The following is a 14,108-nucleotide window of genomic DNA, read 5'->3' as shown; positions in this document are numbered from 1 at the left end:
ATGCATTCCCGTCGATGGATCCTGGCCGCGGCGGCGTGCCTCGCGACCGGCCCGGCCCGCGCCGAGGACGCCTTCCGGGCGTTCGTCGAGGCCCTGCGTCCGGACGCGGCGGCGCGGGGCGTCTCCGCCGCGACCTTCGACGCGGCGTTCCGCGGGATCACAGGACCTGATCCCGGAATCCTGGCGCGAACCCGCCGCCAGAGCGAGTTCAGTCGGCCTGTCTGGGAGTACCTCGTCGGCGCGGTCTCGGCCGGCCGCATCGCGCGCGGCCGCGACCGCGCCGCCACCCTCGCGTCGACCCTGACGGCGATCGAGGCCCGCTACGGCGTTCCGGGTCCGGTGGTGATGGCGTTCTGGGGCGTCGAATCGGATTTCGGAGCGAGTGCGGGCAGCGTCCCGACCGTCCGGGCGCTGGCGACGCTCGCCGAGGCGCGGCACCGCGGCAGCCTGTTCCGCGACGAGCTCCTCGCCGCCCTCACGATCCTGCAGCGCGGCGACATCGCGCCCGACCGGATGAGCGGCAGCTGGGCTGGCGCGATGGGTCAGGTGCAATTCCTGCCCTCCACCTACCTGGCCCACGCGGTCGACTTCGACGGCGACGGCCGGCGCGACATCTGGACCAGCGCGGCGGATTCGCTGGCCTCGATCGCCGCCTATCTCAAGGATCTCGGCTGGAATCCGACCTTCTCCTGGGGCTACGAGGTGCGCCTGCCGAAGGAGTTCGACCTGAGCCGCTACGCGGGCGATCTCGCGAGCTTCGCCGAGCGCGGCGTTCGCCGCACCGACGGGCAGCCGCTGCCGGGGGCCGGGCGCGCCAGCCTGTTCCTGCCCGGAGGCCTCGGCGGGCCGGTCTTCCTGATCACCGATAATTTCGAGGTGGTCCGGGGCTACAACACATCGGATTCCTACGCGCTGGCGGTGGGTCACCTTGCCGACCGCCTCGCCGGCGGTCCGCCGCTGGCCGCGCCGTGGCCCGCCGGAGCCCGCCTCGACGGGCCGGGCCTCCGCGCCCTGCAGACCGGCCTCGCGGCTTCCGGCTTCTACGACGGGCCGACGGATGGACGCGCGGGCCCGAAGCTGCGCGAGGCGGTGCGGCGCTATCAGATCAGCGTGGGATTGCCAGCCGACGGGTACGCGACGCCGGCCCTGCTCGCCCGCGTGGCCGGGAAGGCAGCGCCGCGACGCTGAGCCCGGCGAGAGGTTTAGACCCGCGCGCGGCTTCCACCTATAGTGGCCGCGGTCCGAACGGGCCCGGTTCGGCGTAAAGCGTACGGGATGCGCATGGTCCTCGCTCGTCGGCGTCCTTCGGAACGCCCCCTCATCCTCGGGCTCTCGGTCCTGCTGGGGCTCGCGGAGGTGTCGACTTTCGGGGGCGGTCCAGCCCGCGCGCAGTGGGGCGACAGCTACCAGCAGCAGCAGGGCGGCACCTATTACCAGGCGCCGCCGCGCCGGCGGCCGCGGGACGCCTATTACCGCGACGACGGGACGTCCGGGCGCCAGCCCCGCTACGCGCCGCAGCAGGAGGCGCCGCGCCAGTTCTACTGGCCCTGGGAGGACAGGCCGCAGCCGGTGGCGCCGCAGCCGGAGCGCACCTACCGGGCCCCGCGCCAGCGAACCAATCCCTACGCGACCGGAGAGGCGCAGCGTCCGCCCCCCGCCGTGAAGCGGCGGGTCCGTCCGGCCCGGGCGCCGACACCGCCGAAGCCCGCGGTCGCCAAGACCGAGCCGAACGTCCAGATCGCCGTCTTCGGCGATTCCCTCGCCGACCATCTCGCCAAGGGCCTCGACGACGTGTTCGAGGACAATGCCGACGTCGCCGTGATCGACCGCGCGAAGGGCGACAGCGGTCTGGTGCGCAAGGACGTGGTCGACTGGCCGAAGGTCGCGCAGGACTACCTCCAGAGCAACGCGAAGGTGCGCTACGCCCTGGTGATGTTGGGCGCCAACGATCGGCAGCCGATCCGCGAGGGCGACGAGACGGCCGATCCCCTCACGGACCGCTGGCGCGCCCTCTACCGCGCCCGGGTGGAGGCGCTGGCGAAAGTCTTCACCGACCGCAAGATCCCGCTGATCTGGGTCGGGCTGCCGCCGGTCCAGAGCGAGTCCCTGAGCCGGGACCTCGCTTCCCTGAACGACATCGTCCGGGACACCGTTACCAAGGCCGGCGGCACCTACGTCGATATCTGGCCGGGCTTCGTCGACGACCGAGACCGGTACGCCGCGTCGGGCCCGGATCCGGAAGGCCAGATCGCCAAGCTCCGTACCGCGGACGGTGTCCATTTCACCAAGGCGGGCGATCGGAAGCTGGCCCACTTCGCCGATGTCGAGCTGAAGCGGCTGATGGGCGCGGTGCCGGGCACGGCCGAGCCGTCGCCGACCGCGACCGTGGCGCCGACCGCACCGCCCGCGACACCCGGGCCGAGCCTCGACGGTACCGCGCCGGCCACCGATACCGCGGCGATCGATCGTCAGATCACCGCGATGCTGCCGAGCCTGCCGGAGCCGCCCGGCGTGCCGGCGCTCCCGGTGAAGCCCGCGGCCGGCCCCGTGGTACCGTTGAGCCGGAGCGAGGTGTCGCCCGGCGGCGCGCTGCTGAATGGGCGTCCGCGCGATCCGGACAATTCCGGGACCGTGGAGCGGACGCTGCTGCGCGGCAACGCGCCGATGCCGCAGCCCGGCCGAGCCGACGATTTCCGCTGGCCGCCCGGCTGAGCCGGGCGGGCCCTTCGCGCGCTCTCAGCAGGCCGTCAGCGCGGCAGGACGCTCGCGCCCATCAGCATCTCGTCGATGGCGCGCGCCGCCTGACGGCCCTCGCGGATCGCCCAGACCACCAGGGACTGGCCGCGCCGCATATCGCCGGCGGCCCAGATCTTCGCGTCCGACGTGCGGTAGTCGTCCTCGTTCGCCTCGACATTGCCACGCTTGTCGACGCCGACCCCGGACTGCTCCAGCAGCCCCTTCTGGACCGAGCCCGCGAAGCCGATCGCCATGAAGACGAGGTCGGCCGGCAGCACGAACTCGGTGCCGGCGATCGGCTGGCGCTTGGCATCGACGCGGGCGCAGACCACGCCGGTGAGCTGGCCCTTCTTGTTCCCCTCGAGCCGCAGGGTCGCGGCCTGGAACTCGCGCTCCGCGCCTTCCGCCTGGCTGGACGAGGTCCGCATCTTGGTCGGCCAGTAGGGCCACACGGTGAGCTTGTCCTCCCGCTCCGGCGGGCGCGGGCGGATGTCGAGCTGCGTCACCGACAGGGCCCCCTGGCGGAACGCGGTGCCGACGCAATCGGAGGCGGTGTCGCCGCCGCCGATGACCACCACGTTCTTGCCCGCGGCCAGGATCGGCTGCTCGCCGTTGCCGCGCATCGGCTCGGCGCTCACCCGCCGGTTCGACTGGACGAGGTAGGGCATCGCGTAGTGGACGCCCTCGAGGTCCTGGCCGGGAAGCTGCGGGTTGCGCGGATCCTCGGCGCCACCGCAGAACATCACGGCGTCGAACTCGGCCTTGAGCTCGTCGACCGACTTCGTCACACCGATGTTCTGGTTGTAGTGGAAGACGACGCCCTCGGCCTCCATCTGGCGCACGCGCCGGTCGATGTGGCGCTTCTCCATCTTGAAGTCCGGGATGCCGTAGCGGAGAAGGCCACCCGCCTTCGGCTCGCGCTCGAACACGTGGACGTCGTGCCCGACGCGGGCGAGCTGCTGCGCCGCCGCCATACCGGCCGGTCCGGAGCCCACGATCGCGACGCGCTTGCCGGTGCGGGTCTGCGCCGGCTCGGGCTTCACCCAGCCCATGTTCCAGGCGCGGTCGGCGATCGCCTGCTCGATCGTCTTGATGGCGACCGGCTGGTTCTCGAGGTTGAGCGTGCACGCCTCCTCGCAGGGCGCGGGGCAGACGCGGCCGGTAAACTCCGGGAAATTGTTCGTCGAGTGGAGGTTGCGGGACGCCTCCTCCCAATCCGACTGGAAGACGAGGTCGTTCCAGTCCGGGATCTGGTTGTGGACCGGGCAGCCCGTCGGCCCGTGGCAGAACGGGATGCCGCAATCCATGCAGCGCGCGGCCTGTTTCGTCAGGTCGTGCTCGTCGAGCGGGAGCGTGAATTCGCGGAAGTGCCGGACTCGGTCGGCGGCGAGCTGGTACTTCTGCTCCTGCCGGTCGAACTCGAGGAAGCCTGTGATCTTGCCCATTGGTCAGCCCCTGGGCCGGCCAGTCTCTGACTGCGCTGCCCGCGTCGTCGTCTCGTGTGGGTGCGTGACCGGGCGGGAGCCCGCCCGGTCTCAGGAAGCCGCCTACTCGGCGGCCACCGGCATCCGCGCCATCTCCATCTCGCGCAGCGCCCGGCGGTACTCCACCGGCATCACCTTCACGAACTTGGTGCGGTAGCCGCTCCAGTCGTCGAGGATCGCCTTGGCGCGGGGGCTGCCCGTGTACTTGAGATGGTTGGTGATGAGCTGCGTCAGCCGCTCCTCGTCGTGCCCGGACATGTCGGCCAGGATGTCGACCCGCCCCTTGGTCTCTAGGTCGCCGTCCTGGTGGAAACGACGCATCAGGTCGTCCTCCTCCTCGACCGGCTCCAGGTCGACCATCGACAGGTTGCAGCGCGCCGAGAACGAGCCGTCCTCATCGAGCACGTAGGCGATGCCGCCCGACATGCCGGCCGCGAAGTTGCGCCCGGTCTCGCCGATCGACACGACCACGCCGCCGGTCATGTACTCGCAGCCGTGGTCGCCCATGCCCTCGACCACCGTGATCGCGCCGGAGTTCCTGACCGCGAAGCGCTCGCCCGCGGAGCCGCGGATGTAGCACTCGCCGGCGATCGCCCCGTACAGCACGGTGTTGCCGACCATGATCGTCCTGTCCTGCGGCGACTTCAGCGCGTCGCTCGGCCGGATGATCAGCTTGCCGCCCGACAGGCCCTTGCCGACGTAGTCGTTGCCGTGGCCAGTCAGCTCGACGGTCACGCCGGCCGCCACCCAGGCGCCGAAGCTCTGGCCCGCCGTGCCGGCGAGCTTCACCACGATCGTGTCGTCGGGCAGGCCCTCGTGGCCGTGCGCCTTGGCGACCATGCCGGAGAGCATCGCGCCCGCCGCCCGGTCCGAGTTCCGGATGGTGTCGGCGATGACCACCGGCTCGCCGGTCTCGATCGCGTGCTGCGCCTTCTCGATGAGGCGCCGGTCGAGGACCGTGTCGATCGGGTGGTGCTGCACCTCCACGTGGCGGATCGCCGTGCCCTCGGCCACCTTCGGCCGATGGAACAGCTTGGTGAAGTCGAGCCCGCGCGCCTTCCAGTGAGCGATGGCCTCGACCTTGTCGAGCACGTCGGAGCGGCCGACCGCCTCCTCCAGCTTCGTGAAGCCGAGCGAGGCGAGGATCTCCCGCACCTCCTCGGCCACGAAGAAGAAGTAGTTCACCACGTGCTCCGGCGTGCCCTTGAAGCGCTTGCGCAGCACCGGGTCCTGGGTGGCGACGCCCACCGGGCAGGTGTTCAGGTGGCACTTGCGCATCATGATGCAGCCGGCCGCGATCAGCGGGGCGGTCGAGAAGCCCATCTGATCGGCGCCGAGCAGCGCCGCGATGATCACGTCGCGCCCCGTCCGGATGCCGCCGTCGGCCTGCAGGGCGACGCGCCCGCGCAGGTTGTTGAGCACCAGCGTCTGCTGGGTCTCGGCCAGCCCGGTCTCCCAGGGTCCGCCCGCGTGCTTGAGCGAGGTCAGCGGCGCCGCACCCGTGCCGCCGTCGAAGCCCGAGATCGTGATGTGGTCGGCGCGCGCCTTGGCGACACCGGCCGCGACCGTGCCGACGCCGACCTCGGAGACGAGCTTCACCGACACGTCCGCCGACGGGTTCACGTTCTTCAGGTCGAAGATCAGCTGGGCCAGATCCTCGATCGAGTAGATGTCGTGGTGCGGCGGCGGCGAGATCAGGCCCACGCCCGGGGTGGCGTAGCGGACCTTGGCGATCTTGGCGTCGACCTTGTGGCCGGGCAACTGGCCGCCCTCGCCGGGCTTGGCGCCCTGCGCGACCTTGATCTGCATCATGTCGGAATTGACGAGGTACTCCGTCGTGACGCCGAAGCGCCCGGAGGCGACCTGCTTGATCGCGGACCGGCGCGAGCGCCCGTCCGGCAGCGGCTTGAACCGCTCGACCTCCTCGCCGCCCTCGCCCGAGTTCGAGCGGCCGCCGAACGAGTTCAGCGCGATGGCGAGCGTCTCGTGCGCCTCCTTGGAGATGGAGCCGTACGACATGGCGCCCGTGGCGAAGCGCTTGACGATCTCGGAGGCCGGCTCGACCGAGTCCAGCGGGACCGGCGCGCGACCGAGCTCGGCGGCGGATTTGATGCGGAACAGGCCGCGGAGCGTCTTCAGCTGGTGCTCCTGGCGGTTCACCAGCTCGGCGTATTCGCGGTAGCGCTCCGGCACGTTGAGGCGCACCGCGTGCTGCAGCGTCGCCACCGTGTCGGGCGTCCAGGTGTGGGTCTCGCCGCGCAGGCGGTAGGCGTACTCGCCGCCGACATCCAGGGCGTTCCGGTAGACCGGCGCGTCGCCGAAGGCGTCGCGGTGTCGGCGGGCGGTCTCCTCGGCGATCTCCGCCATGCCGACGCCCTCGATGGTCGTCGCCGTGCCGAAGAAGTCGCGACCCACGAAGGTCGAGTTCAGACCGACGGCGTCGAAGATCTGCGCGCCGCAATAGGACTGGTAGGTGGAGATGCCCATCTTGGACATCACCTTCAGCAGGCCCTTATCGATCGCCTTGATGTAGCGGTAGATGATCTCGTCGTCGGTGAGGTCCGGCGGGAACTCGTCCTTCATGTCGAGCAGCGTCTCGAAGGCGAGGTACGGGTTCACCGCTTCGGCGCCGTAGCCGGCGAGACAGGCGAAGTGGTGCACCTCGCGCGGCTCGCCCGACTCGACCACGAGGCCGACCGAGGTCCGGAGCCCCTTGCGGATCAGGTAATTGTGCACGGACGCCGTGGCCAGCAGCGCCGGGATCGGGATCCGATCCGGCCCGACCGCCCGGTCGGTGAGCACGATGATGTTGTAGCCGCCGCGCACCGCCGCCTCGGCGCGGTCGCAGAGGCGGTCGAGCGCCCCGTCCATGGCCGCCGCGCCGGTCTCGGCCGGGTAGGTCATGTCGAGGGTCTTGGTGTCGAACCGATCCTCGAAATGGCCGATCGAGCGGATCTTCTCTAGATCGGCGTTGGTGAGGATCGGCTGGCGGACCTCCAGGCGCTTGCGCCGGGACGCGCCCTCCATGTCGAGCAGGTTCGGCCGCGGCCCGATGAACGAGACGAGGCTCATCACGGCCTCCTCGCGGATCGGGTCGATCGGCGGGTTCGTGACCTGCGCGAAGTTCTGCTTGAAGTAGGTGTAGAGCAGCTTCGACTTCTCGGAGAGGGCCGAGAGCGGCGTGTCCGTGCCCATGGAGCCGACCGCCTCCTGGCCGGTGACGGCCATGGGCTGCATCAGCAGCTTGAGATCCTCCTGCGTGTAGCCGAAGGCCTGCTGGCGATCGAGCAGGCTCACGTCGCCGCGGGACTCGCGCGGCTGAACCGGTCGCAGGTCCTCCAGGACGATCTGGGTGTTCTTCACCCAGTCGGCGTAGGGATGCGCGGCGGCGAGCTCGCCCTTGATCTCCTCGTCGGAGACGATGCGGCCCTTCTGCAGGTCGATCAGCAGCATGCGGCCCGGCTGCAGGCGCCAGGACTGGACGATCTTCTCGTCCGGGATCGGCAGGGTGCCCATCTCGGAGGCGAGCACCACGAGGCCGTCGTCGGTGACGATGTAGCGTGCCGGGCGGAGGCCGTTGCGGTCGAGGGTGGCGCCGATCTGGCGGCCGTCGGTGAAGGCCACGGCGGCGGGACCGTCCCACGGCTCCATCAGGGCGGCGTGGTACTCGTAGAAGGCGCGCCGCTCCTCGCTCATGAGCGGGTTGCCGGCCCAGGCCTCCGGGATGAGCATCATCATCGCGTGGGCGAGCGGGTAGCCGCCCTGCACGAGGAATTCGAGGGCGTTGTCGAAGCAGGCGGTGTCGGACTGGCCCTCGTAGGAGATCGGCCACAGCTTCGAGATGTCGTTGCCAAACAGGTCGGAATCGACGCTCGCCTGGCGGGCCGCCATCCAGTTGACGTTGCCGCGCAGCGTGTTGATCTCGCCGTTATGCGCGACCATCCGGTAGGGGTGCGAGAGCCGCCAGGTCGGGAAGGTGTTGGTGGCGAAGCGCTGGTGGACAAGGGCGATCGCCGAGACGAAGCGGTCGTCCTTCAGGTCCAGGAAGTAGCCGCCGAGCTGCGTGACCAGCACCATGCCCTTGTAGACGATGGTCCGGGTCGACACGGAGACCGGGTAGAACTCCTTCACCCGCGGATCGTCGAGGCCGTAGACCTTGTTGGAGATCACCTTGCGGGCGACGTAGACCCGGCGCTCGAACGCGTCCTGGTCGGTGACCGAGGCGGGCCGGCCGATGAAGACCTGACGGTGGTGCGGCTCGGTCGCCTTCACGGCGTCGCCGAGATCCTCCGGGTCCACCGGCACGTCGCGCCAGCCGAGGAGCGGCAGGCCCTCGGCGGCCAGGGACGATTCGACGATCTCTTGGATGATCGCCCGCGGCTCCTCCGCCTTCGGCATGAAGAACTGTCCGATGGCGTACGAGCCCGCCGGCGGCAGCTCGAAGCCGAGGCGCGAGCACTCCTCGGCGAAGAAGCCGTGCGGGATCTGCGTGAGGATGCCGCAGCCGTCGCCCATCTTGGGATCGGCGCCCACCGCGCCGCGATGATCGAGGTTTTCCAGGATCTTCAGGCCCTGCTCGACGATCGCGTGGGTCCGGCGGTCGTGCATGTCGGCGATGAAGCCGACGCCGCAGGCGTCGCGCTCGCGGGCCGGATCGTAGGAACCCTGGGCTTTCGGGAGGGCGGGGTCGCGCACGATGAGCGGCATCGCGCCGCCGCGGGGGGCGGCAGCCAGGGCCGTGGACGCAGCAAACTCGTCGGCGGGTCTGCGTTGTGACATGCTTCGTCTCGTCCTTCCCTCGAACCCGTCCGCAGCCAAGAACCCGCGAGCATGTTTCATGCCCGCAAGCCGTCGGCGCCACGCGCCCGGCCTCTTGCCGCAGGCCATCCGGCCGGTCCGGGAGGACACGTCCGTCGGCCTGCGTTCATCGAGGACCCGGACCGCTCGGAGAGCGGTGCGCTGGCGCGCCCGTGTCCGTCTGCCGAAACTTCTCGCCCGCGCGCGAGACGGCGACGGCCGGGATGCACGGCCGATGGGACAGTTGTGCTGTCCTAAGTCGCGAAACTGCCAGATTGAAATGTTTTCAGCAAGAGACTGCAGGCCGCGACGGTGTCGCCGCTCTGGATGACGGGCCGGGACCCGCCTCCGCGCCTCCGCAATCTCGCCCGAATCGCGGGTTCTACGGGTCGTGCCGAGCACAAGCGGCATGCGGGGCAACGACCTCGCCGGCATGGTCGAGGTCCGGGTCTACCGGCCCGGACCATGCCGGAACCGGACACGAACCGGACACTCTGCCGGGTCTCCAAACCCAGAACGCACAAGAGTGACGATGACGAGCAGAGCCGCTGCGCGCCTCCCACGCCCGATCAGCCGGACGCTTCGCGCCGCGTGCCTGTCGGCGCTCGCTCTCTTGGGCGCATCGGGCGGGGCGCGCGCGCAATTCGCCTTCGAGGAAGAGGTCCTTCCGCCTCGCGTCGTCGCTTGGCGCCTCGCAGATCGCGGGTTCAGCGGCCTGAGCCGCCCGCGCTTCGACGGGCGGGTCTACGTGGTCGACGCCGTCGGTCCCGCCGGCGCGCCCGTCCGGCTGTTCGTCGATCCCATTACGGGCGGGATCGTGGGCCGCCGGCCGATCGGTGCGCCCGAGACCGTCGCTCGGCTGGAGCGACCCGCACCGGGCTTCGGCTGGACCGAGGACGAGGTCGTGCCCCGCCGCGCGATGCGTCCCGTCCCGCCCGAGGACGGTCCGGTGGCTCGGCCCCAGCGCCGGCCGGGCACCGAGGCCCTGCGGCCCGAGGCCAATCCCGAAGGTGTTAATCCCGACAGCGTCGGCCGGACCGCTCCGCCCAACGCTCCGCCAAAGCGGGTCGCGCGCGGAGCGCTCGCCCGGACGCCAGAGCTGAAGCCGCCGCCCCGCACGTCTCCCGAGGCACCGGCCCCCAAGCTCCCGCCGGCCGATACGGCCAAGGCGGATCCGAACGCGGGTCCCGCGCCCGAGACCAAGGCGGCGGCGATCGAGAAGGCCCCGGCCCCGGTTCCCGCTGCGCGACCCGCCGCGCCTTCGAAGCCGGCCGACGCCGCCGTGGCCGAGACGGCCAAGCCGGCCGCGAAGGATTGGAAGGATCCGCCCACCGACAAGAAGCCGGTTCGGGTGATCGGCGGCGCGACCATCGTCCCCGGCCAGGCTGAGTAAATTCGGCGGACGGAACCGGCGCGTCACGCGCCGTCCGTCAGCCGCTCGGCTCCCGTAAAAACCGTCACGGTGTCGGCCCGCGCGATGGCGCACAGCGTCATGCCGTAGGACCGGGCCCGGTCGAGGGCCAGCGACGTCGGCGCCGAGATAGCGACGATCACGGCTGCGCCGAGCCGCGCGGCCTTCTCGACCATCTCGAACGAGCAGCGGCTGGTGATGACCAGGAAGCCCGAGTCCACGGGCGTCCCGGTCCGCATCAGGGTGCCGATCAGCTTGTCCAGAGCGTTGTGGCGGCCGACATCCTCGCGCACAGCCGCGAGGCCGCCGTCGAGGCGCGCCCAGGCCGCGGCGTGGACCGCGCGCGTCTCCGCGCCGAGACGCTGGGCGCTGTCGAGATTCGACAGGGCGCGGGCGATGGCGGGCAGCCCGACCCGGACCTCGGAGTCCGCCCGCTTACCGGCCTGCGGCAGTTGCGCCAAGTCCTCGATGCCGCAGACCCCGCAGCCGGTGCGGCCGCTGATGGCGCGCTTGCGCGCCAGATGCTCGCGGAGCCGGCCCGGCGCGAGCTCGACGTGGAGGCGCAGACCGTCCGACGCCGTCTCCACCCGGGTCGCGCGGATCTCCTCCGCGCTGTCGACGATGCCCTCCGTCAGGCTGAAGCCGTAGGCGAAATCCTCGAGGTCGGCGGGCGTCGCCATCATCACGGCGTGCGGCACGCTGCCGTAGACGAGGTTGACCGGCGCCTCGACGGCCAGCGCCCGCGTGTCCGGCCTCGGCGCCGAGCCCGTATAGGTCATCACCTGCATCGGCGCCGGCACTGCGCAGGGCAGAGGACCGGAGGTGGGGCTGCCGGTTTGGGTGGACATCTCGAACTCCGCAGGCGTGGCACGAACGCGTCGCGACGCTTCATCCCCGGCGCGACGCGACGGAGAACGATTTCGCCGGGCCCTAGTGCGCCGACGCCACGAGGCGCCGTCAACTGGCGGGAAAGCGCGCGATGCGACGCTTGTGCGGTTGCACGTGGCCGGCCCTTGTGGTCTGAAGCGCCGGTCGGATAATGCCGGGTGACACAACCGGTACTCCGTCACGTCGGTACAATCCCGCACGCGTTCAAGACGGGGAGGTCCGGCGGCAGCCAGACAGTTTCAGGGGAGCCACGAGAGGCAGATGCGGACGGTGCGGACGATCAACCGGTCACTCTGGAGCCTCGCCGCTCTCGGCGCCCTGCTCTTCCCGATATCCGGCGCGCAGGCCGCGGGCTTCGGTCAGCCCGTGCCGTGGGAGATGGACCGGCAGATCCCGGTCACCGAGAACGCGCGCGACATCCTGAACTTCGAGATCGGCCTGCACTGGCTGTCCCTCGCCATATCGGTGTTCGTCCTCGGGCTCATCCTGTGGTGCGTCTACCGCTTCGGCGAGAAGCGGAACCCGACGCCGTCGCGCACCACGCACAACACCGCCATCGAGGTCGCCTGGACGATCGTGCCGGTGCTGATCCTGGTCGCCGTGGCGATCCCGTCCTTCCGCCTGCTGCGCACGCAGCTCTCGGATCCGAAGGCCGACATGATCGTCAAGGTCGTCGGCCACGCCTGGTACTGGTCCTACGAGTACCCGCAGACCGAGGCCGGCGGCGGCTTCACGTTCGATGCCAACATCGACGAGGACAAGCAGCCGCGCCTGCTGCAGACCGACAACGAGATGGTCGTTCCGGTCAACAAGATCGTGAAGATCCAGGTCACCGCCGCCGACGTGCTGCATTCCTGGGCGATGCCGGCCTTCGGCTTCAAGATCGACGCCGTCCCCGGCCGCCTGAACCAGATGTGGTTCAAGGCCGACAAGGAGGGCACCTTCCACGGCCAGTGCTCCGAGCTGTGCGGCCAGCGCCACGCCTACATGCCCATCGTGGTCCGCGTGGTCAGCGAGCAGGCCTACGCCGACTGGCTGAAGGAGGCGAAGACCAAGTACGCCCGCATCGACAACGGCACGAGCTTCGCCGAGGCCCGCTGAGCCCCGGCTGATCGAACAGACCCCATCAGATCCACAAGGCATTCGAATCCATGGCTACAGCCGCAGCCCATGCCGGGGCCCATGAGGTCCACGACCACAAGCCGTCGTTCTTCGCCCGCTGGTTCCTGTCGACGAACCACAAGGACATCGGCACCCTCTACCTGCTGTTCGCCTTCTGCGCCGGAATCATCGGCGCGTTCCTCTCCTTCGGCATCCGGATGGAGATGGAGGCGCCCGGCCTGCAGTATTTCTCGAACCCCGCGACCTACAACGTGTTCGTCACGGGCCACGGGCTCATCATGGTGTTCTTCATGGTGATGCCGGCGCTGATCGGCGGCTTCGGCAACTGGTTCGTGCCCCTCATGATCGGCGCGCCCGACATGGCGTTCCCGCGCATGAACAACATCTCGTTCTGGCTGACGGTGGCGGGCTTCTGCTCCCTGCTCTGCTCGCTGTTCGTCGAGGGCGCGCCCGGCGCGTCCGGCGCCGGCACCGGCTGGACCGTCTACCCGCCGCTCTCCACCGCCGGCCATCCCGGCCCGGCCGTCGACTTCGCGATCTTCGCGCTGCACCTGTCGGGCGCGGGCTCCATCCTCGGCGCGATCAACTTCATCACCACGATCCTGAACATGCGCGCCCCGGGCATGACGCTGCACAAGATGCCGCTCTTCGCCTGGGCCGAGCTGGTCACCGCGTTCCTGCTGCTGCTCTCGCTGCCGGTGCTCGCGGGCGCCATCACGATGCTGCTGACCGACCGCAACTTCGGCACGACCTTCTTCGACCCGGCCGGCGGCGGTGACCCGATCCTGTACCAGCACCTGTTCTGGTTCTTCGGTCACCCCGAAGTGTACATCATGATCCTGCCGGCCTTCGGCATCGTGTCGCACATCATCGCCACCTTCTCGCGCAAGCCGGTCTTCGGCTACCTCGCGATGGCCTACGCCATGGTGGCAATCGGCGTCGTCGGCTTCGTCGTGTGGGCGCACCACATGTACACGGTCGGCCTGTCGCTGCAGACGCAGTCCTACTTCGTGTTCGCCACGATGGTGATCGCGGTCCCGACCGGCGTGAAGATCTTCTCGTGGATCGCCACCATGTGGGGCGGCTCCATCCGCTTCACCGCCGCCATGCACTGGGCGGTGGGCTTCATCTTCCTGTTCACGGTCGGCGGCGTCACCGGCGTCGTGCTGGCCAACTCGGCGGTCGATAAGTACCTGCACGACACCTACTACGTGGTCGCACACTTCCACTACGTGCTGTCCCTCGGGGCCGTGTTCATCATCTTCGCCGGTGTCTACTACTGGTTCCCGAAGATGACCGGTCACATCATCCCCGAATGGGCCGGCAAGCTGCACTTCTGGCTGGCCTTCATCGGCGCGAACGTCCTGTTCTTCCCGATGCACTTCCTGGGCCTCGCCGGCATGCCGCGCCGCTACGCCGACTACCCGGACGCATTCGCCCAGTGGCACAAGGTGTCGACCTACGGCGGCCACATCTTCGCGCTCGGCATGTTCGTGTTCGTGATCGGCGTGATCCTCGCCTTCCGCTCGAAGGAGCGGGCCGCGGACAACCCGTGGGGCGAAGGCGCCACCACCCTCGAGTGGACGCTCTCCTCCCCGCCCCCGTTCCACCAGTTCGAGACGCTGCCCCGCATCGTCGACGAGCCGGGCGCGCACTGATAGAAATCCCGC

At 70.0% G+C, this 14,108-nt stretch carries 8 protein-coding genes; 5 read left to right on the top strand and 3 right to left on the bottom strand.

Annotation, left to right across the window (positions count from 1 at the left end; genetic code table 11):
• Both BM314_RS23335 and BM314_RS23330 read left to right on the top strand, forming a co-directional pair.
• Window positions 1–1,188: a lytic murein transglycosylase gene (locus tag BM314_RS23335; protein ID WP_020091418.1), complete on the top strand. Its 1,188-nt coding sequence runs from the start codon at window positions 1–3 to the stop codon at window positions 1,186–1,188.
• A 93-nt stretch (window positions 1,189–1,281) separates the two neighbouring features.
• Window positions 1,282–2,712 carry an SGNH/GDSL hydrolase family protein gene (locus BM314_RS23330; protein ID WP_091980578.1) on the top strand — a complete coding sequence of 477 codons (1,431 nt, stop codon included), beginning with the start codon at window positions 1,282–1,284 and terminating at the stop codon, window positions 2,710–2,712.
• 35 nt (window positions 2,713–2,747) lie between these two features.
• On the opposite strand, the gene BM314_RS23325 is transcribed toward BM314_RS23330, so the two are convergent.
• Window positions 2,748–4,181: a glutamate synthase subunit beta gene (locus BM314_RS23325; protein ID WP_020091416.1), complete on the bottom strand. Its 1,434-nt coding sequence runs from the start codon at window positions 4,179–4,181 to the stop codon at window positions 2,748–2,750.
• A gap of 102 nt (window positions 4,182–4,283) precedes the next feature.
• Window positions 4,284–8,927, bottom strand: a complete 4,644-nt coding sequence (gene gltB / locus BM314_RS23320) for a glutamate synthase large subunit (RefSeq protein WP_244540016.1) — start codon at window positions 8,925–8,927, stop codon at window positions 4,284–4,286.
• Between the two features lie 703 nt (window positions 8,928–9,630).
• On the opposite strand from gltB, the gene BM314_RS23315 reads away from it, so the two are divergent.
• Window positions 9,631–10,410: a hypothetical protein gene (locus BM314_RS23315; RefSeq protein WP_244540014.1), complete on the top strand. Its 780-nt coding sequence runs from the start codon at window positions 9,631–9,633 to the stop codon at window positions 10,408–10,410.
• A gap of 23 nt (window positions 10,411–10,433) precedes the next feature.
• Here BM314_RS23315 and fdhD read toward each other — a convergent pair whose 3' ends face one another.
• The gene (gene fdhD / locus BM314_RS23310) at window positions 10,434–11,207 is read right to left on the bottom strand and encodes a formate dehydrogenase accessory sulfurtransferase FdhD (protein WP_244540015.1); all 774 of its coding nucleotides are present in this window, start codon (window positions 11,205–11,207) and stop codon (window positions 10,434–10,436) included.
• 370 nt (window positions 11,208–11,577) lie between these two features.
• Here fdhD and coxB point away from each other — a divergent pair, with 370 nt between their 5' ends.
• Both coxB and ctaD read left to right on the top strand, forming a co-directional pair.
• Complete coding sequence (gene coxB, locus BM314_RS23305; protein WP_056522032.1) at window positions 11,578–12,417, top strand: cytochrome c oxidase subunit II; 840 nt, start codon at window positions 11,578–11,580, stop codon at window positions 12,415–12,417.
• A gap of 50 nt (window positions 12,418–12,467) precedes the next feature.
• Window positions 12,468–14,096 carry a cytochrome c oxidase subunit I gene (gene ctaD, locus BM314_RS23300; RefSeq protein WP_020091411.1) on the top strand — a complete coding sequence of 543 codons (1,629 nt, stop codon included), beginning with the start codon at window positions 12,468–12,470 and terminating at the stop codon, window positions 14,094–14,096.
• Window positions 14,097–14,108: the final 12 nt, after the last annotated feature.

The organism is Methylobacterium sp. 13MFTsu3.1M2 (assembly GCF_900112625.1).
Classification (GTDB): domain Bacteria; phylum Pseudomonadota; class Alphaproteobacteria; order Rhizobiales; family Beijerinckiaceae; genus Methylobacterium.
This window is presented reverse-complemented; position numbering and strand designations above follow the sequence as displayed.